The organism is Bacillus cereus, assembly GCF_015071065.1.
Classification (GTDB): domain Bacteria; phylum Bacillota; class Bacilli; order Bacillales; family Bacillaceae_G; genus Bacillus_A; species Bacillus_A cereus_BA.
The window spans coordinates 503,682-529,438 of the sequence record NZ_VOVA01000001.1 but is presented as its reverse complement, the minus strand read 5'-3'; the positions used below and the strand labels follow the sequence as shown (position 1 = coordinate 529,438).

The window sequence follows — 25,757 nt, the reverse complement described above, 5'->3', positions numbered from 1 at the left end:
AAAACATACACAAATAAATGTGCATGCTCTTTAAATATTTATTCTGCCTCTGGTGCTCTAACAACAGACTCGAATTTTCCTTTATGCGAAGCATCGCAATAAGGCATGTTTTTTGATAAACCACAACGACATAAAGAAAATGCCGGTTTTGCTGGGAATACATTCCCTTGTGAGTCAACTAATTCCACGTCCCCTGTAACGCGAAAAGAGCCATTATCATTTACTTTAATTTGTACTTTTGCCAACGTTATCCCTCCTTTCCAAACGCTTACTCTCATCATATAATTAGGGAGAGTACTTGACAATATAAAAAGAGCACTTTGTTTGAGAGAGAAGAGAGTGTTATAATAGTTTTTATAACTGACTAGAGTAAGGTGACGAAAGATGGATAAAAAATTACAAACACTACAAAATATTGCAAATGAGCGCACATGGGCATCATTTTTGAATGATAATCATCCATATAGTTTACTTCATTGGTCAATCGCAGGTGTAGGACAAGAACCGAAAGATGTTTGGTTACTTCAAGATGAGGTGACTTTTCAAACGACGGAATTCCCAACGCTAGACGAGGCAGTAAAGTGGATTTCTGAAAATATGGAACAAGTTACAGACGTTTTAGCGCAGTAAAAAAACAGGCTTATGCAAGCCTGTTTTTTGTTTCTTTTACATATGTGTTTAAAAATTGATCGATGGCATCTTCGTACTCTTCTTTATTTTCATTATAAGAGCAAGCGTGTGCACCATGTTCTGCAATATAAAGCTGTTTATTATTTTCTTTCGCTTCATAAAGTGATTTCGTCATATCAGATAAAATATAGTCATCATCTTTACTATGAATAAAGAGAACAGGATTGTTAATGTTTTTTATACAATCAATTGGTGAAACTTCACGAATTGTATAGCCATCACGAACTTTTAAAAAGGCATTTGCTAAAGGTAATAAAGGCCATTTTGGCAGATGAAACTCAACTTTCAAACGATGCTGTAACTGTCCATAAAAATCAGAGAAAGGACAATCAGCAATATAAAAATCAGCACCATCTTCTACAAGTCCTGCATATTGAAGAAGAGTTGCAGCACCCATAGATTCACCATGAATTCCGAGTGTAATATTCGTTCCGAAACGATCTTTTAGCCAGTCAACTACTGACTTTAAATCATGTTTTTCATAATAGCCATAACTTGTTGTTTTACCACCGGTTTTACCATGACGGCGATGATCATAAATAAATACGTTATATCCTCTATTTAAAAATAAGTTTGCATATTTAACGGAATTCATTTTATTTACGGTCACACCGTGGCAAAAAATCATAAATTTATTGGAATGACCAGCTGGCATGTAATATCCGTGAAGTTCGTATCCGAATTGAGAAGGGATGTGAACTTCTTCTTTTTGAATAGCCTTAAAATCGTCCAAATGAAAATGCTTTTTCGTTTCGCGTTCTAAAACTTCTTCCTCTGTTTTTTTCTTCAAGTACATAACTTTATTTGTAAAGAAAATCCCAATCGCAGTTAGTGCACCTAGTATAGTAAACAATGCTGTAAAAAAACGTTTCATACTTTACCTCATCCTCCAAATACCTCTACATGTGATACACTAACATTGTATCACAATGATGTGAAAAGGGGAGAAATCGTATATGGTTCATATACAAAAAATCACACCAGAAATGAAAGAAGCAATTCAGGATTTTATGTGTGAAAACTGGGGAAGCTCAGTGATGGTCTCGCGTGGCAGAGTACATCAATTAGAAGAATTACCCGGTTTTGTTGCACTTATAAATAACAGAATAGTGGGAATTGTAACATATAAATTAATGGGAAATATGTGTGAAATTGTATCGTTAAATAGTTTTGAGGAAGGAAAGGGGATTGGTACAAAACTGGTGGATTGTGTGTTGCAAGTGGCAAAAGAGAACGAATGTAAAAAAGTGTGGCTCATTACGACGAATGATAATATGAACGCACTTCGTTTTTATCAAAAACGTAACTTCATGATGACGAACTTGTATATTGATGCGGTAAAGGAAGCACGAAAAATAAAGAAAGAAATTCCGTTTATTGGTTATGATAATATCGCGATTTCACATGAAATTCAGCTGGAGTATATTTTATGAGTAGAGTAGAAGTTATGTAACAATTTTCAGAAATATGGAACAATAACCTTGACGAATGTTATATTTTGGTTTAATTTAAAATTGTAATCTATTACCATATTAAGGGGTGACGATGTGGCAACTATACGTGATGTTGCAAAATTGGCCGGTGTTTCAGTCGCAACCGTTTCAAGAGTCATTAACGAAAAAGGATATGTCCATGAAGATACGGTGAAACAAGTAAAAAAAGCAATTGAAGAGTTACAATATAGACCGAATGCTACAGCAAAGCCTTTATTTAAACAGCCTTCAACGATGATTGCATTACTTGTAGATAATTTGCATAATCCATCATACATCACTTTGCTCCGTTTCGTTGAGGAAATAGCATATAAAGAAGGGTATCAAGTAATAGTTTGTAATATAGAAAATAAGAATAGATACATAGATATGTTGGAGCAAAATAACATTGCAGGTGTTATAATGACAAAATCTGTTTTCCGAAGTATAGGAGAAGTTTCATTTCCTTTCGTTGTGCTTGAGGGACGGCAATCTCTTATGAGCTATTATGAAAGTGGCCAAAAAGCTGTTTCTTTATTAAAAGAGAAAGGCTGCCAGTTTCTTGCTTATATCGGTGAGGGAGTAGAGAGTGAAGAAATGGAAGAGCATGTGGCAGGGTTTTTAGATACTGCTTGGAAAGAAGGACTTTCTTATCGAGAGGAAATTGTACAAGGGTATACGAATCAACAGTTTCTTGAATTGTTACAAAAGCATCCATACATAGATGGGATTGTAGCTTCAAGTGATAAGGTCGCTATTGAGCTAATCAGGGCGGCGAAAACGCTTAATATTCATGTACCAGATAAGTTGCAAATCGTCGGATTTAACGGGAGTATAGAGGGAGAATGGATAAGCCCATCATTAACGACGATTGGAAGTTATATCGAAGAAAATGGGGAAATAGCTTTTCAGCAGTTAATAGGAAAAATAAAGAAGAAACAAGTGGGACAAGAAGAAGTAGAAACAGAATTTAGATGCATTGAGAGAGAAACAACAAAGTAAAAGGTGCGTTTTTAAAACGCACCTTTTATAGTGTAATTGCGGCAATAAAGCCGAATATAAGTAACGGTATATTATAGTGTAGAAATGTTGGGACACATGTATCCCATATATGGTGGTGTTGACCATCAGCATTTAAACCAGACGTTGGTCCAAGTGTACTATCAGATGCGGGAGAACCTGCATCACCTAGTGCACCAGCTGTGCCGATAATTGCGATTGTTGCCATCGGACTAAATCCGAGCTGGATGCATAACGGTACGAAAATTGTTGTTAAGATAGGGATGGTTGAAAAGGACGAACCGATTCCCATCGTAACGAGAAGTCCAATAACGAGCATAAGAAATGCAGCGAGCGGTTTATTATTTCCGATTATATGTGCACTCGTTTGCACAAGAGATTCAACATGTCCTGTTTTTCGAAGAACAGCGCTAAATCCAGCAGCAGAAATCATAACAAATCCGATAAAGGACATCATACGCATTCCACTCGTTAAAATAGCATCTGCTTCTTTAAGTGGAAGACTACCGCTAACTGATAAGACGATAATTCCTGCTAAAGCACCGAAAATCATTGATTCTGTTGCTAATTGAACCATTAATGTAGCTAGGATAGATAATAATCCAAAAGTAATGCTTCGTTTTGTATAGGGAACGATTTCATTCTGTGCAGCATGAATTTGTTCTGTTTCATATGTACGTGGTTTTCGGTATGTAATGAAAACCGCTACACATAATCCGATAATCATACCGATTGCTGGAATAGTCATTGCTTTTGGAATAAGCGCGACATCAAATATAAGGCCGCTTTGTGCAGCATTTGTTTGCAATACGTCATGATAAATTTTCCCGAACCCTGCCGGGACCCACATGTAAGGGGTAATTAACCCAAATGTAATAAGACATGTTACAAGTCTACGATCCACTTTCAGCTCATTTAATACTTTTAAAAGTGCCGGAATTAAGATCGGGATGAAGGCGATATGGACAGGGATAACATTTTGTGAGAAACAAGCCATTGTTAAAATGATGAATAAAATAAGTATTTTAGAATAGACTTGTTTTTTCGTGTCTTGTTCGTTACCAATCCATTTTAAAGCTGATTGGATCATTGCATCAGGAAGTCCTGTTTTTGAAAGGGAAATAGCAAATCCACCGAGCATTGCGTAGCTTAATGCGATAGGAGCACTGTTCCCAAGACCGGTTGTAAAAGTGCTAATTGTTTCTGAAATACCGAGTCCGCCGATAAGCCCGCCTGTTAAAGCTCCAACAATAATGGCGACAATGACTTGGACACGTAATAAACTAAGCAATAGCATGACTGCTACTGCGATAAGTACAGCATTCATGATAAATGTAATCTCCCTAATTTTTATTCTGTTAAGGCAAGCAAATGTGAAGTGTATTATTTTGTAGGTGCTTGCGACATATTATTATAAAATGTTTTCTATGAAATGTAAAAGAGCCTTTCGTTATTTATGTTGAAAAGATAGTTCTTGTTTAATTGATTGTAAAGATTTGGCGAATAGTTCAGGCTCTTCTAAATCTGGAGAATGTGCCGAGTTTGGAAACCAAATCATCTTTTTAATAGGAGCTTGAATGATATCGCAATATTGTTGAACGAGTGCATAAGGAGTTTGATAATCATAGCGACCAGAACAAAAATAAACAGGAACAGATAAACTTGAAATAGACGAAAAGAAATCGATTGTCAGCATCTCTTCCCATAAAGCTCCGGATTTTAAATTTCCTGCGAGAAATTTGAACCAATCTAATAGCGTATATTCAGGAGAAAAGAAACCTTTTCGTATGAAAGAAAAGGAAGATCCGTTTTGTATTGCTCCTCCAAACGTACCAAGCCACTTTCTTTGAATAATGAGACGTCTTGTATCTAAAAAGGGTGGTTTCCCTAATTTTAAAAGAGAAGCTAATGCCTTTTTATGGTCATGTTTTTTTGCAGAGCTAATTAAATGTCGATATAGTAATTCTTCATTTTGCTTCATGTGTACGATTTGACCGATGCCGATGTATGCTTCTATATATTCGGGATATTGACTAGCGATTTGCAGTCCGATAATACTTCCCCAAGAATGTCCAGCGAGAAACAATTTCTGTTTTTTAAAGCGTCTAAGAAGATAGTGAATGACTTCTTGTGCATCTGAAACAAATTGATCAATCGTAAAATTTGTTTGGATATCTCGCCATAAAAAGGATTTACCTGCCCCTCGTTGATCCCAATTAATAACGATAAAGTGCTTTTCTAGCTCTTTTTGAAAATGACGAATAAAGCCAATTTGTGCCATACCAGGCCCACCGTGACAGCATAATAAAATAGGCTGGTCCACGTTTTGTCCGCGTATAAGGAGAGATTGTTTCCGGTCATTAATCATAACGCTTTCTATCGTAGCGATACTGTTAGGGATTAATTGCTTCTTTTCGTTATAAAACCGAGGGGTATGGCTACGAAAAAGCATATATAAACCTCCTTTTTCTTAAATGGTATGAATCGCACAGGCTCTTTCTTTTGCATATACTACTAGAAAATCATTGTATCATAACATACTGGTTTGATTTCAAGTTTAGGCGATTAAGAGAGGGGGGAGAATGTGACGATTGGAGAAATTATTGATTCTTTAAATAGACGCGAATCAATCGCTATTATAGCGAAACGGCTTGAAATGAGCCCATATACATTATCAAAGAAATTAAGGGTGATTGGATATGAATATGATGGAGAGCAGAAAAAACGTATCTTTATAGGTGATGGTGAAGAGCCACGTCATTTGCAAATCCAAGAAGCTACTGCCCTTCAATATGCAAAAACAGACTATCAATTACTAATTTATGAACAATTACAAAGCATTTATGAATTGCTAAGAAAAAGAGAAGAAGTAAGTGTTCAAATTATAAGTAAGAGCACAGAGAAAAAGAAACGAACCTTTTCGATTAATATAGAAGTATTAGCAAGACTAGATGTTATATCGGAATCGAAAGGGATTCAAAAGTCTAAAATTGTAGAAGAGGCACTACAGGAATTTTTGCAGCGATATGATTTAAATGGTGAAACGTATTTAGAAAGATAAAAGAAAGGATACTATGTTCCATATAAGAGCGTGTATCCTTTTTGTCTTATTTCATTTTATTTTTTGTTTTGTTTCGAAAAGTAATACAAGAACCAAACAGCGTGATTTTGTTCATCAGCTGCTGTGCGCCGAAATATTTCTTTTACTTGTTGATTTGTCGCTTCGTCTGCAATTTCTAAGTAAAAATCAACTGTTCGTTGCTCATCTTGTATAGCGAATTCTAATCCGCTCAAATAAAGAGTTGGACATTCTTCAATGATTTGGGGTTGAGGTTTTTTACCAGTTAAAAGGGTGTAGATTTGGACAAATTGGTGAAAATGTTTTATTTCATCTTGCCGAATTTCAAGGATTTGATTTCGTTCATTTATGTCTGGAGCTAAATTAGCTAATTTAGCATAACAATGAATGGCGCTATATTCTCCATTAATTGCTTTCTCAATATTACGAATGAGTTTGTCGTTTTGTCGATATAATGTATCGTAATTGTTTGGATAGAAATACATACGAATCCTCCCATTATAGTTTTCTATATCCTACGAGGAAACAAGGGGCTATGTGCTTATCCTTTACTGCCATGGACTAGAGGAATACCTCTCAGTCTGACAATGCATATGACTCTAAAAGAAGAAGCTCCTTGCATATAAAAGGAGCTTCTTCTTTCGAGTGTCATGCACTAGTTTGAATAGTATTTAGTTGATTTTTTGAATACGTCCATCAATAATTGGCTGAATTGGTTCTTTCACTTGTTTTACATAATCGACTAATGCTTCAAAATCGTTTGGACCAGTTTCAGCATTTTTTCCATTTTTAAAGGATACAAATCCATCACCGCCAGAAGCTAGGAAAGCATTTGCAACTACGCTATACGTTTTAGAGGAAACTAACTCTTCACCATTTGTTAAACGGATATTTGTAACCTTTTCGCCCATCGGTTTATTTGCATCCCAAGTGTATTGAATACCTGAGATTTGAAGCATTCTCGTTGCTCCTTTTTGCCATTGTTGATTTAAAATATCACGAATATCTTGACCTGTTAAATCTACTTTAATTAATTGGTTTCCAAAAGGCTGAATGCCGTATAATTCGCCCCATGTAATATCTCCAGCATCTAGATCATTACGAATTCCACCAGGATTCATAAGAGCGATTTGCGTTTGCATTGTTTGGCGCTGTGCATCGGCAATTAAATTTCCAAGAGTAGACTCACCAGCATCGTTTTGTTTACGGTCGATAGCTGCTGTAGATTTTCCAACAACTTCATTTACAAGCGGTGCGATTTTTTCTTTATATTGATCTAGCTTTTGTTTTACTTGTTGATCAGGCTCTACACCTTCATGGTACGTTGTAATAACTTCAGCTTTTTTCTTCACAATATCTTTTGTTTTTCTATCAATCGTTACATCTACGTCGGAGAAAGCTGTGCCGTAAGAGTTCGCTTGTACGATAAGTTTATTATTTACAGTACCGTTTACATACGTATGACTATGTCCACCGAAAATAACATCGACTTCTGGATCGGTTTCATTTGCAATACGGGTAAGGTCACCGTTTGTTACGCCAGTGTCATCAGTTGTACCTCCAACATGCGCAAGGACTACGATAGATTTAACACCGAGACGCTTTAATTGTTGAGTAGATTTATTAATAGCTTCAACTTCATCAGTAATTTGTACATTCTTTAGCATAGTTGGCATAACGACATTCGGTGTATCCGTTGTAACAACTCCAATGAACCCTACAGGAACTCCATCTACCATTTTTACAGTAAATGGTGGTAAAAATAAGCGGCCAGTTGATTTATTATAGAAGTTTGCAGCGACATAAGGGAAGTTTGCACCTTTGAAATTCCCTGTTTTTTCGTGATATCCACCGTAAATGAGGCGTTTCATTTCATCGATACCTTCATCGAATTCATGATTTCCAATTGTACCAACATCAAACTTTAAGTCATTTAAAAATTCAATAGTCGGTTCGTCTTGTAATAAAGCTGAAACTGGTGGGCTAGCTCCGACAATATCTCCAGCATGTACAAGAAGCGTATTAGGGTTTTGTTTTTTGCGTTCTTTTAAATAAGTAGCTAAGTAATCAGCGCCGCCAGCTTCTTTGTTATTAATTTTTTTTACAGTATCTAGTTGTCCATGGAAATCATTAATACCAAGCATTTGTACGTCTATGTATCGGTTTTGTTCGGCTGGAGTCTGAGATGGAGGAGCGGCGAATACGCTTGAAAAAGTAAGGGTGCTCAAAACAGCAACAGCAGGAATGATTTTTTTCCACATAATTAATTTCTCCTTTTTTTATAATCTGACATCATACGACATAATTTTAATAGATTAATAGGATTATAGCTACAATAAAATTTAGTTTTTTCGAAAGATTTACATATTTACAAAAGTTAAATGATAGAAATGATGAAAGTAATGTGCCTTTTTTATTGTCGATTTCATTGTGTATCCTCTATAATGGAGAAAAAAGCAAAAGGTGAGCAGCATGAAGAAAAAGAAGCAAAGACAAACACAAACACAAAGACAATCTCAAATGAATCAACCAGAGAAAGAATCGCTTACACTAGGTGATCAATTGAATGATTCGCTCATGCAACAATTAAAGAATAAGAAAAAAGAGTTGCAAGTGAGAGAAGAGAAAAAAGAGGCAGCAGAGCAAGAAAGAAAGCGTAAGGAACAAAAAGAACGTGAAAAGAATAAATCATTTGAAGAACTCTTAAGTGAAAGTAGCCTTACTTGGAAAGACTTTAAATAATAAAAAGATGATCAGTGAAATGCCGCTGATCATTTTTTTGACGAGTTTGTAAGAAAAGGGGAGTTAGAATGAGGAAAATTGTAGTCGTTCCGTACGAAAATCATTGGAGGGAGAAATTCCAAATGGAAGCCGAAAGATTAAGGGCGGCGATGCCAGAAACGGTGAAAATTCATCATATTGGCAGTACATCAGTGCCAGGACTGGCGGCTAAGCCTATCATTGATATGATAATGGAAGTAGATAGTATTGAAAGAGTTGATCATTGGAACAAACACTTTGACGAGCTTGGTTATATTGTGAAAGGGGAAAATGGTATTTCAGGACGCCGTTATTTTATTCATGGAACGGAAGAAAGACGATCGTATCACTTACACGTATTTGAAAAAGGGAATCCTGAGATTACAAGGCATTTATCATTTCGTGATTATATGATGGCTCATTGTGAAGAAGCAGAGGCATATGCAACTTTAAAGAAAGAACTAGCGGAAAAATATACATATGATGGCACGATGTATACGGAAGGGAAAAATGAGTTTGTACGTAATGTTGATGAAAAAGCGAAAGAATGGAAAGGAAATAACGTGAATGACTGAGTTCACGTTATTTTTTTAAATGTGTATAAAAGTATTATGTAAACTGTACGTATGTTTTGACTTTTTGGGTGAATCTTGTTGAAATAAAGTGGTGGTTTATAAAAAAATGTAAGAATGAAAGGGAGAACGACTGTGCATATTCCAACAACTACACTTCATAATGGTGTGAAAATGCCGATGATTGGTCTAGGCGTTTATAAAGCGAAAGAAGGAAACGAAGTAAAACAAGCAGTAAAAACAGCATTAGAAGTTGGATACCGTTCGATTGATACAGCAAGTGTATATGAAAATGAAAGCGGTGTCGGAGAAGCGGTTCGTGAATCTGGAATCCCGCGAGAAGACTTGTTTATTACAACGAAAGTTTGGAACGACGATCAAGGGTACGAGGAGACTCTTCGGGCGTTTGAAAAAAGTTTAAAGAAATTACAAATGGACTATGTAGATTTATATTTAATCCATTGGCCGATAAGAGGGAAGTATGTTGATACATACCGTGCTCTAGAAAAGCTATATGAAGAAGGTAAAGTGCGTGCCATTGGTGTTTCTAATTTTCATAAACATCACTTAGAACTGTTATTACCAAATTGTAAAGTGAAGCCGATGGTAAACCAAGTTGAACTTCATCCGATGTTAGCGCAATTTGAATTGCGTGATTTCTGTCAAGGTGAGCAAATTCAAATGGAAGCGTGGAGTCCTTTAATGAGAGGCGGCGAAGTATTCCAGCATCCAATTATTCAGGATATTGCTAAAAAATATGAAAAGTCACCTGCACAAGTTATATTGCGATGGGATATTCAAAGTGGGATTGTGACTATTCCTAAATCTGTTACGCCATCTCGTATTAAAGAGAACTTTACTATTTTTGATTTCTCATTAACTGAAGAAGAGATGGATCAAATTAATACGTTAAATCGTAATTTACATGTAGGAACGAATCCTGATAAATATGATACGTTATAAAAAGACAGGCCACCCCAAATTCCTTTTGGGGTAGCCATTTCTTATTATTAGGTTAATACTATTATAAAATAGTATTGATAATCGATATTCCTTGTCGAATCGCCAATATAATTTCATTTACTGAAGCAATGTTCCACAAGAAAAAATAAAACTCATATTTTTAACGATGTAATGTATACGTATCAAATTTAACAATTTGCTGAAGTTGTGTATATTCTTCTTTTGTTAACGACGTTTGTTCCCCAGCATGTACATTTGCTTGCAACTGTTGAATAGAGCTTGCACCAGGTATAACAGATGCAACAGCTTCATTATGTAAGCAGTATTGAATGGCCGATCCAGTTAAAGATCTTTCTCCTATAATTTCTTTTACACTCGCGAGTGTTGTATGTAATTCATCATAAGAATAGGATAGGTAATCTTTTTTCTTTACTCTTTCTATCTTGCTTGCATTGTTGTTAGTTAAAATGCCTTTCGCAAGTGGTCCGCGTGCGATGACACTAATTTGATGTTCATTAAGCACCTGGAACCATTCTTCAGGACGACGATTTAAAAGGCTGTATTCCATTAATACACTAACGATATTTGAACGTTGTGCATACTCACGAATGACATTTGGACGTATAGAAGAGATACCATAATGACGAATAATACCTTCTTTTTTCAATTCTTCAAAGGCTTCAATTGTTTCATCTATAGGATCTTCAGTCGTCCCGCCATGCAGTTGATAAAGATCAATATAATCTGTTTGAAGTCTACGTAAACTCTCTTTTACTTCGGCTTTTATGTAAGCTTTAGAAGGATCCCAAGACCAACCGTTTTTTTCTTCTGTCCATCGATTTCCAACCTTTGTTGTAAGAACAATTTGGTCACGTTTTCCTTTCAGAGCTTTTCCAACAAATTCTTCATTTAATCCATAATCGTATAAGTCCGCTGTATCAAAAAAGTTAATTCCTAAATCGATTGCCTCATCGATAATACGCATAGCTTCAGCCTCAGATGTACCGAGAGACATACAGCCAAATCCGATTTCCGTAACATATAAATCTGAGTTTCCTAATTGACGTTTTTTCATAGGTCAACCTCCTTATCTTTATTGTACGAAAGGGGAAGGCGGTTGACAAACATTTACTTTTTCCCCCGCTATTTGCGGGCAGTAAGACTCTCACCTCAAAATTCGGCACATGCGAGGAAGTTAAGTAGGAGATTAACGGCCGATTGGTGAGGGCGAATAATCAGAGGGGGATGGGCAACCCCCCCTCTGATTAAAGTTTCACTTTATTTGCTGTAATCCACTCTTGTACAGTTGTATACTCTTTTCCATATTGTTTTAGCTTATGACGAATTTGCCATGCTTTGCCGACTAAAGTGACGCGATTTGGTAAAATGTAAACTTTCATTTCTATCACGCTCCTTTCAATGTGGTAAAATGTATGAAGAACGATTAGGAAATAGAACAGGGAGATGAAGTAGTATGAGTAATCTTGCAGAAAGAACAGTAAAAACTGAACCGATTTTTGATGGTAGAGTTATAAAAGTTCGTGTTGATGATGTAGTATTACCAAATGGAGAAATGAGTAAACGTGAAATCGTAAATCACCCTGGGGCAGTTGCTATTATTGCTATTACTGATGAGGGGAAAATTGTACTCGTTGAGCAGTATCGTAAAGCTCTCGAAAAAGCAATTGTGGAAATTCCTGCTGGGAAGTTAGAACCTGGGGAAAAGCCAGAGGTAACAGCAGTTCGTGAATTAGAAGAAGAAACAGGATATGTATGTGAAAATATGGAGCTTATTACATCTTTCTATACATCACCTGGTTTTGCAGATGAGATTTTATATGTATATAAAGCGACAGGATTAAAACAAAAAGAAAATAAAGCAGCTTTAGATGAAGATGAATTTGTGGAATTAATGGAAGTGTCATTAGAAGAAGCGATTGATCTTATGAAAGACCTTCGCATACATGATGCTAAGACGATGTTTGCAGTACAATATTTACAATTACAAAAATAAACACTCGCCTAAGGCGAGTGTTTTTAGTTGATTTTTGCATATACACGTGCATCGCGTAAGCTACCATCGGGTGCTAGGAAATCATTTTCCATTGTACCTTCTAAAATAAATTCTAAACGTTCTGCTAAGTTACATGCGTTTATATTTGTTGCATCAGTACGAATTTCAATTCTTCTAGCACCTAGTTTATCAAATGCAAATTGAATCGCACCTTTAATGGCTTCTGTCATATAGCCTTGCTTTGTATAAGCGCTATGTAGCCAGAAGTGAAGTGAAAACTTTGGAATATTCCAGTTTTCAGGCTTGAGAGTAATAGCTCCGATGAATGTACCAGATACTTTATCGTATAAGTGGAAATCAAGTGTTTCACGAAGTAAAAACTGTCCGTGAGCTTCGCGAACAATTTCTTCAGCACGTTCTTCTGTTTCAGCTGTAATTGGTACCCACGGTAATAAGTCTTCTAGAGAAGCTTGGATTGCTTCATATACTTCTGTACCATCACCTGGAAACGGCTTACGTACTTGCAAGCGCTCAGTTTGAAATAATGTTGGAAAATCTAATAATAATGGTTTCAAGAGAAATCCCTCCTATTCTCTACTTTTTAGTTTAGCAAAGTAGAGCGGAATTTCAATGTTAATTCGTCATACTTTTTTTCTTTCTTTCATACATTTTTAGTAAGAGTGTGAACGGAGGGAAGGAAAATGTGGCGAAAAACGTGGCAAGACCGTGTAATGTCTCACATACAGGAAAATTCTTCACTATATATATTTAATGCGGTTTTATTACTGATGGGAGTAATATTTGGAGCGATTCTTGTGAATAGTTTACAAATAAACCAAAAGCAAGATTTATCATTTTATTTACAGCGTTTTTTTGGACAAGTTTCTAAAGGAGAATTTGCTGTCGCGGGCGAAATGTTTCGAGAAAGTTACTTTTCGCAATTAAAATATATCGGCTTTATTTGGATTTTGGGGATTTCAATTATTGGGTTGCCGCTCATTTTTATCTTACTATTTTTAAAAGGGGTAGTTGTTGGATTTACAGTAGGTTTTTTAGTAAGTCAGCACGGATGGAATGGATTATTATTAGCATTTGTATCTGTATTGCCACAAAATTTAATTATAATTCCTGTATTTCTCGTAATGACAACAATTGCTGCAAGCTTTTCCTTGAGAATGATTAGGCATCAATTTATCAGGAAAATAACTGAGCCACTATTACCGTTATTAATTCGCTATACATGTTTTTTTCTCGTGATTGGAGCGATATTAGCTATTGCTTCCAGTGTCGAAGTGTATGCATCACCAGTTTTAATGAAAGAAGTTGTGGAGGCTATTAACAAACAATAAATACTTTTTGAGAATAATTATCAGTTTGTTTTTATTGTTTTTCTTTTGACAGGAGCCCTTCTTCTGATATAATGGTGTAAGAGTGGCGAGGAGGGAGTAGTACCGAATGGAAGAAAGAATTGAACGAATTAAGAAGCAATTACATGCAGCGAGCTATAAATTGACACCACAACGTGAAGCAACAGTTCGTGTGCTGCTAGAAAATGAAGAAGACCATTTAAGCGCAGAAGATGTATACCTCCTTGTAAAAGAAAAGTCGCCAGAGATCGGATTAGCAACCGTCTATCGAACTTTAGAGTTATTGTCTGAGTTGAAAGTTGTCGATAAGATTAACTTTGGAGACGGTGTTTCGCGTTATGACTTACGCCAAGAAGGTGCACAGCGTTTCCATCATCATTTAATCTGTACACAATGCGGTGCTGTACAAGAAATACAAGAAGATTTACTTGGTGAAGTGGAGAATAAAGTGGAACGAGACTGGAGCTTTAAGGTGAAAGATCATCGTTTAACATTCCATGGGATTTGTAAAAATTGTCAAGAAAATGAAACGGATGAAAAATAACCTTTTCCTATTTAACTAGGAAGAGGTTTTTTATTTGAATAAGGTATAAATTGGTGAAAGCTTGGCATATGTTGTAATAACTTATATTTTGGAGGAATTTACAATGCGCCGAGCTTTAAAATTAACTTTTGATGGGATGAAAGTATTTTTATTATTTACAAGTTGTACGATTTTGTTTTATTTCGCTATACTATGGATAAATGAAGAATATGAAAGTTACCATCGTTATGAAAAGCCAAAAGAAGAGACTGTAGAAAAAGTATCAGGGAATGAGGAGCCGGAAAAGGATGCTTTCGTAAATAGAATGATGTTTTTCTATGAAAATGGGGAGTAGTGTAGATTGGAAGATCAATTAAAAGATTTTATTCATTATATGATTGTTGAAAAAGGTTTAGCGAAAAATACAGTTGTATCTTATGAACGCGATTTGAAAAGTTATGTGAAGTATTTGCAAAATGTAGAACAAACGAAGACGTTTCATGAAGTGACACGCTTGCATATTGTTAACTTTTTGCAGCATTTAAAAGAAAACGGGAAATCTTCAAAAACATTGGCGCGTCATATTGCATCGATTCGTTCGTTTCATCAATTTTTACTTCGTGAACGAGCAGTGGAGCATGACCCATCGGTACATATTGAAACGCCACAAGGGGAACGAAAATTACCAAAAGTATTATCAATCGACGAAGTGGAAGCATTGCTTCAAACACCGAAAACGGCAAGTGCTTTTGGGATTCGTGATAAGGCAATGTTAGAGTTGTTGTATGCAACAGGACTTCGTGTTTCAGAATTAATTGCATTAAATTTAGAAGATGTACACTTAACGATGGGGTTTGTTCGCTGCATTGGGAAAGGGAATAAAGAAAGAATTATTCCATTAGGAAGCTTAGCAACAGAAGCGATTCAAAAGTATATTGAAAAAGGAAGAAGAGAATTGATGGGTAAAAAAGCAGTAGATGCACTCTTTTTAAACCATCATGGTAATCGATTATCGAGACAGGGATTTTGGAAAATTTTAAAACGACTAGCGAAAGAAGCGAATATTGAAAAAGAGCTTACACCGCATACGTTGCGCCATTCTTTTGCTACGCATTTATTAGAAAACGGGGCAGACTTGCGTGCTGTACAAGAAATGCTTGGACATGCAGATATTTCAACAACGCAAATCTATACGCATGTTTCAAAAACTAGATTAAAAGATGTATATAAACAGTTTCACCCGAGAGCATAGTCACTATGCTCTTTTTTCATAGATTAAGAAGAGTGAACCATTTCACAGAAACTTCACAAACATTTCGTACATTGTTTTCAGCAGAAGACTAGAATATTACAATGTATTTCCTCTATACTAAGGAAAGTATGAAGGAGGAAATGAAGATGAAAAAACTTATTATTACATTATTTATCGCGATGCTAGCATTGGCTGGCTGTAATACAAACAAAGAAGAACCGAAAAAAGGACAGAAACTTGAAGGTATAAAAGTAGCGGTTCAAACGAATCCGGAAGAAATTAAACCTGGTGAAAAAACAGAAGTACAAGCACTTGTTACACAAGGAAAAGAAAGAGTAACGGATGCTGATGACGTAAAGTTTGAGATTTGGAAAGATGGCGACGAGAAACACGAGATGTTAGATGGTAAGCATAAAGGAAAAGGTGTTTATGCAGTAGAGAAAACATTTGAAACTGATGGAGTATATCATATTATTCCTCATACAAATGCACGTGATATGCACGTTATGCCAGAACACAAAGTTGCTGTAGGGAATGCGAAAGTAGAAGATGCGAAAAAAGAAAATAGCGATCACAGTGCAGGACATGGCGATCATAAAAGTGACACAATGATTCATCTTATGGCTGGTGACATAAAAGCAAATGCTGAGTCAACAATGAAAGTTCATTTAAAACAAAAAGAAGAAGCATTAACTGGTGCTGAAGTACAACTTGAAATTTGGAAAGACGGCGTTGAAAAACACGAATTTATTCCAGCAAAAGAGGGGAATAAAGGGGAATATGAAAGTAAACATACTTTCAAAGAGAATGGTGCTTATAAAGTGAAAGTTCATGTAAGAAAAGGTGAACTACATGAACATAAAGAAGAAACAGTAGAAGTAAAATAAAAAGTAGCTCTTAGAGCTGCTTTTTATTTTAGGAAATAAGTCATGAAATGATTAGCACTTCTTTGCAGAATGGATTACAATAGAAGGGTAAAGAAAATGAGAAATTCTACGAAAATGTATTAAAAAGAAAGCGTAAACATGTTATGATATCAATATCAGATGTCTGACATCTGACTTGGAAAAAACTAGAAATGTTTTTGATTCGTTTGAAAGTAAAACGAAAAAGTTAGAGAATGATTTAAAGAAGTACTGTTTGGTAATGAGGACGAAGATAATTCCCATTGATAACAGTTTCACTTTATAGCGTTTTGAACATACTACAAGAAGTAGAACTGAACATATAGGAGGTTGCAGTTATGAATAAATATAAACGTATTTTCCTAGTCGTAATGGACTCTGTGGGAATCGGTGAAGCACCGGATGCTGAACAGTTTGGTGATTTAGGTTCTGATACAATTGGTCATATTGCTGAACATATGAATGGATTACACATGCCAAACATGGTGAAATTAGGCCTTGGTAATATTCGTGAAATGAAAGGGATCTCTAAAGTAGAGAAACCACTTGGATATTATACAAAAATGCAAGAGAAATCTACAGGTAAAGATACAATGACAGGTCACTGGGAAATCATGGGCCTTTACATTGATACACCATTCCAAGTGTTTCCTGAAGGATTCCCGAAAGAATTACTTGATGAATTAGAAGAAAAGACAGGTCGTAAAATTATCGGTAATAAACCAGCCTCTGGAACTGAGATTCTTGATGAGCTTGGTCAAGAACAAATGGAAACAGGTTCTTTAATTGTTTACACTTCTGCTGATAGTGTATTGCAGATCGCAGCTCATGAAGAAGTAGTACCACTTGAAGAGCTATATAAAATTTGTAAAATCGCACGTGAATTAACATTAGATGAGAAGTACATGGTAGGACGTGTTATCGCTCGTCCGTTCGTTGGAGAGCCAGGAAACTTCACGCGTACACCAAATCGTCATGACTATGCATTAAAACCATTCGGTCGTACGGTAATGAATGAACTAAAAGATAGCGATTATGATGTAATTGCTATTGGTAAAATTGCTGACATTTATGATGGAGAAGGTGTAACTGAATCACTTCGTACGAAATCAAATATGGATGGAATGGACAAGCTTGTAGATACATTAAATATGGACTTTACAGGTATTAGCTTCTTAAACTTAGTTGACTTTGATGCCTTATTTGGTCATCGTCGTGACCCACAAGGGTACGGAGAAGCTCTACAAGAATATGACGCACGTCTTCCTGAAGTATTCGAAAAACTACAAGAAGATGATCTATTATTAATTACAGCAGACCACGGTAATGATCCAGTACATCCTGGTACTGATCATACACGTGAATATGTACCGTTATTAGCATATAGCCCAAGCATGAAAGAAGGCGGACAAGAGCTACCACTTCGTCAAACATTTGCTGATATTGGTGCAACTGTAGCAGAAAACTTCGGTGTGAAAATGCCAGAACACGGAACAAGCTTCTTAAACGAGCTAAAGAAATAGGGGGATAAACAGATGAATCGTGAACTAATTACAAAATCAGCTTCATACTTAAAAGAGAAATTTCAAGAGACACCACAAGTAGGACTAATCCTTGGATCTGGACTAGGTGTATTAGCAGATGAAATCGAGAATGCAGTAACAGTCCCATACAGTGAAATCCCTGAATTCCCAGTTTCAACGGTAGAAGGACATGCAGGCCAACTTGTATTCGGTACACTTCAAGGTGTAACAGTAGTAGCAATGCAAGGACGTTTCCATTTCTACGAAGGATACGATATGCAAAAAGTAACATTCCCAGTTCGTGTTATGAAAGAACTAGGTGTAGAAACAGTTGTCGTAACGAACGCAGCTGGTGGTGTAAATACATCATTTGAACCAGGCGATCTTATGTTAATTTCAGACCACATTAACTTCATGGGTACGAATCCATTAATCGGACCAAATGATTCTGAAATGGGTGTACGTTTCCCTGATATGTCTACATCATATACGCCAGAACTTCGCGAAATGGCGAAACAAGTTGCAGCAGATTTAAATATTAAAGTACAAGAAGGTGTATATGTTGGAATGACAGGTCCTGTATATGAAACACCTGCTGAAATTCGTATGCTTCGTACACTTGGCGGAGATGCAGTTGGTATGTCAACTGTACCTGAAGTAATTGTAGCGCGTCATGCGGGTATGAAAGTACTTGGTATTTCTTGTATTTCAAATATGGCAGCTGGTATTTTAGATCAACCACTTCACCACGATGAAGTAATTGAAACGACAGAACGTGTTAAAGCTAACTTCTTAGCGTTAGTAAAAGCAATTGTAAAACAAATGAAGGGGTGACTTCACAATGAGAATGGTGGACCTAATTGCAAAAAAACGTGATGGGCATGCATTAACGACAGAAGAAATTAACTTTATCGTTGAAGGATATACAAATGGTAATATTCCAGATTATCAAATGAGTTCACTTGCAATGGCAATTTTCTTCCAAGATATGAATGAACAAGAACGTGCTGATTTAACGATGGCAATGGTAAACAGCGGCGATACAATTGATTTATCAGCAATTGAAGGGGTAAAAGTAGATAAGCATTCAACAGGTGGTGTTGGTGATACAACGACACTTGTATTAGGTCCATTAGTAGCTGCTTTAGATGTACCAGTTGCGAAAATGTCTGGACGTGGTCTAGGACATACGGGTGGTACAATCGATAAATTAGAAGCAGTACCAGGATTCCATGTTGAAATTGAAAATAATGAATTCATGCGTCTTGTAAATGAAAATAAAATTGCTGTTATCGGACAAAGTGGAAACTTAACACCTGCTGATAAAAAGTTATATGCGCTTCGTGATGTAACGGCAACAGTAAATTCTATTCCGCTTATTGCAAGTTCGATTATGAGTAAGAAAATTGCTGCTGGCGCAGATGCAATCGTTCTTGATGTAAAAACTGGAGCGGGCGCATTTATGAAAACAGACGAAGATGCAAAACGTTTAGCGGAAGCAATGGTGCGAATCGGAAATAACGTTGGCCGTAATACGATGGCAGTTATTTCTGATATGAGTCAGCCACTTGGTGAGGCAATCGGTAACGCATTAGAAGTACAAGAAGCGATTGATACATTACAAGGTAAGGGACCAAAAGATTTAGAAGAGCTATGTTTAACGCTTGGAAGTCAAATGGTATACCTTGCTGGACAAGCTTCATCTTTAGAAGATGCACGTGAAAAATTAATTGAAGTAATGAACAATGGAAAAGCGTTAGAAGCATTTAAAACGTTCTTATCGGCGCAGGGCGGCGATGCTTCTGTTGTTGATGATCCTTCTAAATTGCCACAAGCACAATATAAAATTGAAGTGGAAGCGAAAGAAGACGGTTACGTATCAGAAATCGTTGCAGATGAAATCGGAACAGCAGCAATGCTTTTAGGAGCAGGGCGTGCAACGAAAGAGTCTGAAATTGATTTAGCGGTTGGTCTAATGCTTCGCAAAAAAGTAGGAGATAGCGTAAAAAAAGGCGACTCTCTTGTTACAATTTACGCAAACCGCGAAAATGTTGAAGACGTAAAAGCGAAAATTTATGAGAACATGAAAATCGCTAAAGACCAGGTAGATGCACCGACTTTAGTACACGGAATTGTAACGAAGTAATAAAAAAAGCTGAGGAGATTTCTCCTTGGCTTTTTTTACTATTTTTTGTTTATAATAGTAATGGGTGAAATTATGATTAGAATTTGTGCAATAACGAAAAAAAATGAAGTTTTATATGATGTTTCGCTAGAAGAAACGAAAAAAGAAAACATCGTATGGTATTGGCTTGATTTATATAAGCCGACGAAAGAAGAGTATATATATATTTTACAAGATCATTTCAAATTCCATCCCCTTGCAATTGAAGATTGTGTAGAGTATGTACAGAGGCCAAAGGTAGATTTTTATGATGGATATAACTTTTTAGTTCTCCATGGATTCGGAGAAGACGGATTAGAACCGCATGAAATCGATTTATTTGTTAGTGATCGATATATAGTTTCTTTCCACTTCTCTCATAACAATGCGATTGAAAGAGTATGGAAAACGCTCGGTGAGAAGAAACGTATTAAGAAGAGTCCTTTAAATGTAGCACATACAATTATTGATCAAATTGTAGATGATTATTTCGCACCTGTTTATTACATTGAAGACCATTTAAATGCAATTGATGACAATTTAACGGGTGAGACAGCAGGAAGTGTGCTAGAAGAGGTATTTGATATTCGGACAGATTTATCTAAGCTAAGGCGTACGATTATTCCGATGCGTGATTTATTGTATCGTATACTAAATTCAACACGTTTTTACGGTATAAGCGATCATGAAATTTATTTTAAAGATATACATGATCATTTGCTTAAACTGACAGAGATGATTGAAGCGAGCCGTGAATTAACAGCAGATATTCGAGATAGTTACTTTTCATTGAATTCCCACCATATGAACAATATTATGAAAACATTAACTGTTTTCTCAACTATTTTCATGCCGTTGACATTTATTGCAGGGGTATACGGTATGAACTTTTCGCATATGCCAGAGCTTGGCGGGAAGTATAGTTACTTTATTTGTCTATTAATTATGGCGTTAATTGGCGGCGGAATGATGGCTTGGTTTTATAAAAAAGGATGGTTTAAGTAAAAAAACACCGAGGATTTCCTCGGTGTTTTTTTCTTAGCCAATAGCGTGTAATACGAACATGGCTAAGAATAAGCATGTAACGATATACATGGACGGTGCGACTTCTTTACGCTTTCCAAGAGCAACTTTCAAGATAGGATAAGCAATAAATCCGAACGCAATGCCATCAGCGATACTATATGTGAGCGGGATCATAACGATAATTAAAAACGCTGGAAATCCTTCTGAAAAGTCGTTCAGAGGAATTTGTTGAATGCTTGTAATCATCAGGCCGCCAATAATAATTAAGATTGGTGCAATGGCACTATCAGGAATTAGTTTGACAAACGGAAGCGCAAAAAGTGATGCGAAGAATAACAACCCTGTAACGATAGACGTCAGACCTGTTTTTCCGCCTGCAGTAATACCTGCGGCACTCTCTACTGTTGAAACGGTAGGGCTTGTGCCAAATAGACCACATGTCATTGCTGAAATTGCATTTGCTTGGTAAGCACGTGGGAATTTACGATCATCTTCTAATAAGCCGTGCAGTAGTCCCATGTTCTCAAAAATAAGCACCATGCTTAAGGAGAATGTTGCAATCCAAAATGGTAAGGAAGAAAGTTTCCCAAATGACATAGCTCCAAACACATCGCCGTAATTAGCGAATGAAAACGAACTACTTCCCACTTGACTCGTATCAACAAGACCAAACAGCCATGCAATACCAGTTCCAATTGCAATCGTCCATAAAAAGCTTCCACGTACGTTACGCACAAATAGCACAAGTGCCACAATAAGAGTAAGTAGTGTGGCAAGAACGACAGGACTACTTAATTTCCCCATTGCAACAGCAGTATTAGGATGCGAAACGACTAAACCACCTTTTTGCAAGCCGATGAAAGCTAAAAACAACCCGATACCGACAGTGATCGCTTCCTTTAATGACTTTGGAATCGATACCGAAAGCACGCGAGCAATCGGTGTAAAAGCAGCAATTGCAAAAATAATACCGGCGATAAAAACAGCTGCCAATGCTTCTTGCCAAGTTAAACCGAGCGTATGCACAGCAGTGTACGTGAAGAATGCATTTACACCCATACCAGGGACAAGAATAGCAGGTGCATTTGCCCAAAATGCCATGAGTAGACATCCGACAAATGAACTAAAAACAGTTGCTAAAATTCCTGCCTCAAGAGGAATGCCGGCATCTGATAAGATTGACGCATTTACAATCATAATATAAACAATTGTGAAAAATGACGTGACTCCAGCTAAAACTTCTTGTTTTGGTGATGTTTGGTGTAAGTCTAATTTAAATGTTCTTTCAAGTATTCCTTTCATGTTAAACCTTCTTTTTCATATCCCTCTCCCACCCGTGATATCTCTTATGTAAGAGCTCACCGTCCTTTATTATATCAGAACATCATGTTTTTACAACAACGAAAATGATAACGGTTACTTATAAATGGATTTATTTATAAATACGTAAAAATTGCCCGGATAGATGAAATGATTTCTAGTTCTCCTGATTGAATGGGCGGAGCTGCCTGTGCATGCAAAGTAGCATATGATGCGATCTCCCGTGGTAATTGGACAGATTCTTCAACGAGTGAGAGGGGAACAGGATTAATATTTAAATTGTAGGTACTCGCAATTGTACGAGCTTTGTCTACTGCTTGTTGCAGAGCTTGAATGAGAGCTTGCTCATAATATTTATTTGGATGAGATATTCGAAAACGTAATCCTTTTGCTACGTTTGCACCATTCGTAACGGCTATATCATATACTTCCCCTGCTTTTTGCACATTTAAAACGGTAATTTCATACAAATGCTCCACACGGTAGCCTTGTAGTAATGCTTTATCATTTACATATTCGTATTGAGGAGTAATCGTATAAGAAATGGTTTCTATATCTTTATCGGCAATACCTAGCTGTTTGAGTGCATCAAGCAATTGTTTCGATTGTATCGCATTTTCTTCTTGCGCTTGTTTTACATTTTTACTATCTGTTCGAATGCCCAGTGTTAATATGACAACATTTGGTTTTGCCTTTATAATGCCTTCTCCTTGTACAGTAATAGTAGCTTCTTTACCAGTATTTGTCGTACGTATATTATGTAAATACGGATTCATTCCACCTTGCATTTATGCTCACCATCCTTTTTTACATGTATATGTGTGAACAAAAAAGAAAATCGTATGAAAAAAGTTACATAAATGAGAATGTTGTGAGAAGAAAGCATATACAACATAGGTATTTATAGATTATAATATGTGTAAATATGATAAAAAAGGGACGAGGCTAGTGAACGAAAATAGAGAAACACTGATTTTAGATTTATCTGCATCATTTCGAAAGATGATACGTTTATTGCAAAATGATATTAATACACGTTTTTCAGAGCATATGCCATATAATGAATTCTCTGTATTACGTGCGTTATTTTTAAAAAGTCCACAGATGGCTTCGCAAATTGCGAGTGAAGTAAACGTAACCTCCAGTCATATTACAGCTGTAACAGATCGTCTCGTGCGAAAAGGGTTTGTTGAAAGAAAACGTTCAAATTCGGACCGTCGTATCGTATACTTAGAAATTACTGAAAACGGACGAGAAGTAACTGAAAAGCTTGAAGCTGTGCGTAAAGAATATTATAAAGAGAAATTTAAAGGTTGGAGCGACCAAGAGATAGAAATGGTTTTAGAACTATTTGGCCGCGTATTATAATAAATGAGGATAGGAAGCGAGAGCTTTCCTATCCTTTTTCTTTTGAATAAAAATATTTTGAAACTCCGATACTTTAATTAAAAAGAATCGGAGGAAAGATTATGAAATATATTGCTGCACTTACCATTTTACTTGGAAGTTTTTTCTGCTTTCATACATTCATGTACGCCGATACCCCTATCAAAGTGGTGCAAAAAGAAGTGAAGTACATTGAAAACGATAATACTGTCTTATATTCGAAATTATGGGTTCGTTCTATGCAAAACGCAGTATTATTTCATCATAGCGATAATGTTCGTAAGCAGGACACATTACGTAATGTAACTAGTTCATCGCTCGTTAGAGCGAAGCAACTGCCTTTTCAGAAAGCATCCATGTATATTCCGAGATTATCGCAATACGTATCGAAAGCAGGAAAAGAAAATATTCAAGTGTACTACATTGCGGTGCACTATAACGTGAAAAAAGAAAATGCATATCAGCTAAATGGCATGAACTATTTTCTACAAGTATTTATAAAAGAGCGCGGGGAATGGAAAATTGCTGAAAGTGTAGTCGCACCAACAGAGCAAATTGTGCAAAATGGTGATGGATTTGGGATGAAAGAAGAGATGGTGTATGGAGATAGGAGAGAGAATGTGAAATAACCTCCTCTTAGTGAGGAGATTATTTTATTTGAAATTCCAAGAGACCTTCAATCTCAATATTTTAGATAGAAGAAAATAGCTAATTATGCTTGTTCCGAATAAACCAACGTAAAAATTAAGCAACGAATGGGTCCCACCAATTATTAAACCGCCGCTAATTCCAATACAGAAAATAGCGCAGACCATAAATGTTTTTTGAAGCTTTGGATATAGTAAGAAACTACCATTCCGCTCATTGGCTGAACGAACATATAAATATATACCGAGTGGTAATAGAATAATTATATTTACAATAGGTCCAATCAATGTTTTTACTGAAGGGATTTCTGTAAAGTTTGGTTCATTATGACGCACTCCATCTTTATCGGTATAAGCATTTTGTGGATCATAATCAAATCTAATATGAAAATTTTCTGCTGGACCCGAAATGCGTATGTTTTCCATAACACGATGAATATTGCCATTGTCCTCATGAAAGTCAGTATTCGAGTGAACAGCGATGACCGCTGAGATAAGGGATGGAAATAACAATGGAAACATGAATATAGCTGCAGTAAGAAGTCCCTGCGAGAGAATATTCCCAGTAATTGTTCCTATACATAATGCAAGCGTATAAATAGCGATTAACACAATTAACATGTATAGAAAATAAGTATGAAATGGTGAAAATATTTGATATTTATTATGAAAAGTTGTTTTTTTCATAATGGCGAATAGTCCCCAGTTTAATACGATGATTGCTGCAATGTTGCAGATCCCAAACAACCACTTTGTTATATAGATGTGTGAACGTTTAAATGGCATAGACCATAGCAAGTCACTAGAGTTATTTTGTCTTTCCCAACCAATTAATGTACAAGCTAGAACGATAAGTACACCACCTAACAGTAGGGCAGGCTCTATAAGTGTTAAATCAAAGTGGTAGTGATATACATAGTTCCACTTTTTATTGTCATTTAGAAAGTATAGCTGTTGAATAGAAGCCATATAGTATTTATATGATAAAGTATAGAAGCTAACGAACCAAAACAACCACACAACATATTTACTTTGTTGATATGTTCTTAGCCATAGTGCTTTTTGAAACATAGG

31 protein-coding genes are annotated in these 25,757 nt (G+C 36.2%); 19 read left to right on the top strand and 12 right to left on the bottom strand.

Annotated elements, in window-relative coordinates; genetic code table 11:
* Positions 1-38 precede the first annotated feature (38 nt).
* Positions 39-245, bottom strand: a complete 207-nt coding sequence (locus FT637_RS02715; RefSeq protein WP_001151582.1) for a CDGSH iron-sulfur domain-containing protein — start codon at positions 243-245, stop codon at positions 39-41.
* A gap of 139 nt (positions 246-384) precedes the next feature.
* Here FT637_RS02715 and FT637_RS02710 point away from each other — a divergent pair, with 139 nt between their 5' ends.
* The gene (locus FT637_RS02710) at positions 385-630 is read left to right on the top strand and encodes a DUF2552 family protein (RefSeq protein ID WP_002111659.1); all 246 of its coding nucleotides are present in this window, start codon (positions 385-387) and stop codon (positions 628-630) included.
* A gap of 10 nt (positions 631-640) precedes the next feature.
* On the opposite strand, the gene FT637_RS02705 is transcribed toward FT637_RS02710, so the two are convergent.
* Complete coding sequence (locus FT637_RS02705) at positions 641-1,564, bottom strand: alpha/beta hydrolase (RefSeq protein WP_002014993.1); 924 nt, start codon at positions 1,562-1,564, stop codon at positions 641-643.
* 82 nt (positions 1,565-1,646) lie between these two features.
* Here FT637_RS02705 and FT637_RS02700 point away from each other — a divergent pair, with 82 nt between their 5' ends.
* Positions 1,647-2,123 (top strand): GNAT family N-acetyltransferase, encoded by a 477-nt coding sequence (locus FT637_RS02700; protein WP_193645029.1) that lies wholly within the window; start codon positions 1,647-1,649, stop codon positions 2,121-2,123.
* A 114-nt stretch (positions 2,124-2,237) separates the two neighbouring features.
* Positions 2,238-3,164, top strand: coding sequence for a LacI family DNA-binding transcriptional regulator (locus FT637_RS02695; RefSeq protein ID WP_193645028.1), 927 nt, complete (start codon positions 2,238-2,240; stop codon positions 3,162-3,164).
* A 25-nt stretch (positions 3,165-3,189) separates the two neighbouring features.
* Here FT637_RS02695 and FT637_RS02690 read toward each other — a convergent pair whose 3' ends face one another.
* Entirely contained in the window at positions 3,190-4,509 is a 1,320-nt protein-coding gene (locus FT637_RS02690) for a Na+/H+ antiporter family protein (RefSeq protein ID WP_193645027.1), read from the bottom strand.
* Positions 4,510-4,632: 123 nt separating this feature from the next.
* A complete protein-coding gene (locus FT637_RS02685) occupies positions 4,633-5,634 on the bottom strand; it encodes an alpha/beta fold hydrolase (protein ID WP_193645026.1) in 1,002 nt (333 codons plus the stop codon).
* Between the two features lie 132 nt (positions 5,635-5,766).
* On the opposite strand from FT637_RS02685, the gene FT637_RS02680 reads away from it, so the two are divergent.
* Complete coding sequence (locus FT637_RS02680) at positions 5,767-6,243, top strand: ribbon-helix-helix domain-containing protein (RefSeq protein WP_193645025.1); 477 nt, start codon at positions 5,767-5,769, stop codon at positions 6,241-6,243.
* Positions 6,244-6,299: 56 nt separating this feature from the next.
* Here FT637_RS02680 and FT637_RS02675 read toward each other — a convergent pair whose 3' ends face one another.
* Both FT637_RS02675 and FT637_RS02670 read right to left on the bottom strand, forming a co-directional pair.
* Positions 6,300-6,746: a ferritin-like domain-containing protein gene (locus FT637_RS02675; protein ID WP_193645024.1), complete on the bottom strand. Its 447-nt coding sequence runs from the start codon at positions 6,744-6,746 to the stop codon at positions 6,300-6,302.
* Positions 6,747-6,932: 186 nt separating this feature from the next.
* Positions 6,933-8,522 carry a bifunctional metallophosphatase/5'-nucleotidase gene (locus FT637_RS02670; RefSeq protein ID WP_193645023.1) on the bottom strand — a complete coding sequence of 530 codons (1,590 nt, stop codon included), beginning with the start codon at positions 8,520-8,522 and terminating at the stop codon, positions 6,933-6,935.
* Between the two features lie 211 nt (positions 8,523-8,733).
* Between FT637_RS02670 and FT637_RS02665 the strand changes: the two genes are divergently transcribed.
* The 3 genes from FT637_RS02665 (at position 8,734) to FT637_RS02655 (ending at position 10,556) form a co-directional block, all read left to right on the top strand.
* Positions 8,734-9,003 (top strand): YqkE family protein, encoded by a 270-nt coding sequence (locus FT637_RS02665; RefSeq protein WP_193645022.1) that lies wholly within the window; start codon positions 8,734-8,736, stop codon positions 9,001-9,003.
* Positions 9,004-9,071: 68 nt separating this feature from the next.
* On the top strand, positions 9,072-9,596 hold the full coding sequence (locus FT637_RS02660; RefSeq protein ID WP_193645021.1) for a GrpB family protein: 525 nt from the start codon (positions 9,072-9,074) through the stop codon (positions 9,594-9,596).
* Positions 9,597-9,728: 132 nt separating this feature from the next.
* Positions 9,729-10,556 carry an aldo/keto reductase gene (locus FT637_RS02655; RefSeq protein ID WP_193645515.1) on the top strand — a complete coding sequence of 276 codons (828 nt, stop codon included), beginning with the start codon at positions 9,729-9,731 and terminating at the stop codon, positions 10,554-10,556.
* Between the two features lie 160 nt (positions 10,557-10,716).
* Here FT637_RS02655 and FT637_RS02650 read toward each other — a convergent pair whose 3' ends face one another.
* Positions 10,717-11,631, bottom strand: a complete 915-nt coding sequence (locus FT637_RS02650) for an aldo/keto reductase (protein ID WP_193645020.1) — start codon at positions 11,629-11,631, stop codon at positions 10,717-10,719.
* 190 nt (positions 11,632-11,821) lie between these two features.
* Positions 11,822-11,956, bottom strand: coding sequence for a Z-ring formation inhibitor MciZ (gene mciZ / locus FT637_RS02645; protein ID WP_000870297.1), 135 nt, complete (start codon positions 11,954-11,956; stop codon positions 11,822-11,824).
* 74 nt (positions 11,957-12,030) lie between these two features.
* On the opposite strand from mciZ, the gene FT637_RS02640 reads away from it, so the two are divergent.
* Positions 12,031-12,570: an NUDIX domain-containing protein gene (locus FT637_RS02640; RefSeq protein ID WP_002014941.1), complete on the top strand. Its 540-nt coding sequence runs from the start codon at positions 12,031-12,033 to the stop codon at positions 12,568-12,570.
* Positions 12,571-12,593: 23 nt separating this feature from the next.
* On the opposite strand, the gene FT637_RS02635 is transcribed toward FT637_RS02640, so the two are convergent.
* Complete coding sequence (locus FT637_RS02635; RefSeq protein WP_193645019.1) at positions 12,594-13,145, bottom strand: GNAT family N-acetyltransferase; 552 nt, start codon at positions 13,143-13,145, stop codon at positions 12,594-12,596.
* A 126-nt stretch (positions 13,146-13,271) separates the two neighbouring features.
* On the opposite strand from FT637_RS02635, the gene spoIIM reads away from it, so the two are divergent.
* The 9 genes from spoIIM (at position 13,272) to corA (ending at position 21,309) form a co-directional block, all read left to right on the top strand.
* Entirely contained in the window at positions 13,272-13,919 is a 648-nt protein-coding gene (spoIIM, locus tag FT637_RS02630) for a stage II sporulation protein M (RefSeq protein WP_193645018.1), read from the top strand.
* Positions 13,920-14,025: 106 nt separating this feature from the next.
* On the top strand, positions 14,026-14,481 hold the full coding sequence (locus tag FT637_RS02625) for a Fur family transcriptional regulator (RefSeq protein ID WP_000392654.1): 456 nt from the start codon (positions 14,026-14,028) through the stop codon (positions 14,479-14,481).
* A gap of 103 nt (positions 14,482-14,584) precedes the next feature.
* Entirely contained in the window at positions 14,585-14,815 is a 231-nt protein-coding gene (locus FT637_RS02620; RefSeq protein ID WP_002088473.1) for a YqzK family protein, read from the top strand.
* 6 nt (positions 14,816-14,821) lie between these two features.
* Positions 14,822-15,712 (top strand): site-specific tyrosine recombinase XerD, encoded by an 891-nt coding sequence (gene xerD / locus FT637_RS02615; RefSeq protein ID WP_193645017.1) that lies wholly within the window; start codon positions 14,822-14,824, stop codon positions 15,710-15,712.
* Positions 15,713-15,858: 146 nt separating this feature from the next.
* The gene (locus FT637_RS02610; protein ID WP_193645016.1) at positions 15,859-16,599 is read left to right on the top strand and encodes a FixH family protein; all 741 of its coding nucleotides are present in this window, start codon (positions 15,859-15,861) and stop codon (positions 16,597-16,599) included.
* A 356-nt stretch (positions 16,600-16,955) separates the two neighbouring features.
* Positions 16,956-18,140: a phosphopentomutase gene (deoB, locus tag FT637_RS02605; protein ID WP_193645015.1), complete on the top strand. Its 1,185-nt coding sequence runs from the start codon at positions 16,956-16,958 to the stop codon at positions 18,138-18,140.
* A 12-nt stretch (positions 18,141-18,152) separates the two neighbouring features.
* The gene (locus tag FT637_RS02600; RefSeq protein WP_001078443.1) at positions 18,153-18,974 is read left to right on the top strand and encodes a purine-nucleoside phosphorylase; all 822 of its coding nucleotides are present in this window, start codon (positions 18,153-18,155) and stop codon (positions 18,972-18,974) included.
* 7 nt (positions 18,975-18,981) lie between these two features.
* Positions 18,982-20,286, top strand: a complete 1,305-nt coding sequence (locus FT637_RS02595; protein ID WP_193645014.1) for a pyrimidine-nucleoside phosphorylase — start codon at positions 18,982-18,984, stop codon at positions 20,284-20,286.
* A gap of 60 nt (positions 20,287-20,346) precedes the next feature.
* On the top strand, positions 20,347-21,309 hold the full coding sequence (gene corA, locus FT637_RS02590) for a magnesium/cobalt transporter CorA (RefSeq protein ID WP_193645514.1): 963 nt from the start codon (positions 20,347-20,349) through the stop codon (positions 21,307-21,309).
* 33 nt (positions 21,310-21,342) lie between these two features.
* On the opposite strand, the gene FT637_RS02585 is transcribed toward corA, so the two are convergent.
* A complete protein-coding gene (locus FT637_RS02585; RefSeq protein ID WP_193645013.1) occupies positions 21,343-22,632 on the bottom strand; it encodes an NCS2 family permease in 1,290 nt (429 codons plus the stop codon).
* 134 nt (positions 22,633-22,766) lie between these two features.
* Positions 22,767-23,438, bottom strand: coding sequence for an SIMPL domain-containing protein (locus FT637_RS02580; RefSeq protein WP_193645012.1), 672 nt, complete (start codon positions 23,436-23,438; stop codon positions 22,767-22,769).
* 160 nt (positions 23,439-23,598) lie between these two features.
* Between FT637_RS02580 and FT637_RS02575 the strand changes: the two genes are divergently transcribed.
* Both FT637_RS02575 and FT637_RS02570 read left to right on the top strand, forming a co-directional pair.
* Entirely contained in the window at positions 23,599-24,018 is a 420-nt protein-coding gene (locus FT637_RS02575) for a MarR family winged helix-turn-helix transcriptional regulator (protein WP_002088468.1), read from the top strand.
* 101 nt (positions 24,019-24,119) lie between these two features.
* Entirely contained in the window at positions 24,120-24,665 is a 546-nt protein-coding gene (locus FT637_RS02570; RefSeq protein WP_193645011.1) for a hypothetical protein, read from the top strand.
* 24 nt (positions 24,666-24,689) lie between these two features.
* Here the strand turns inward: FT637_RS02570 and FT637_RS02565 are convergent, their stop codons facing one another.
* A complete protein-coding gene (locus FT637_RS02565; RefSeq protein ID WP_193645010.1) occupies positions 24,690-25,754 on the bottom strand; it encodes an ABC transporter permease subunit in 1,065 nt (354 codons plus the stop codon).
* Positions 25,755-25,757: the final 3 nt, after the last annotated feature.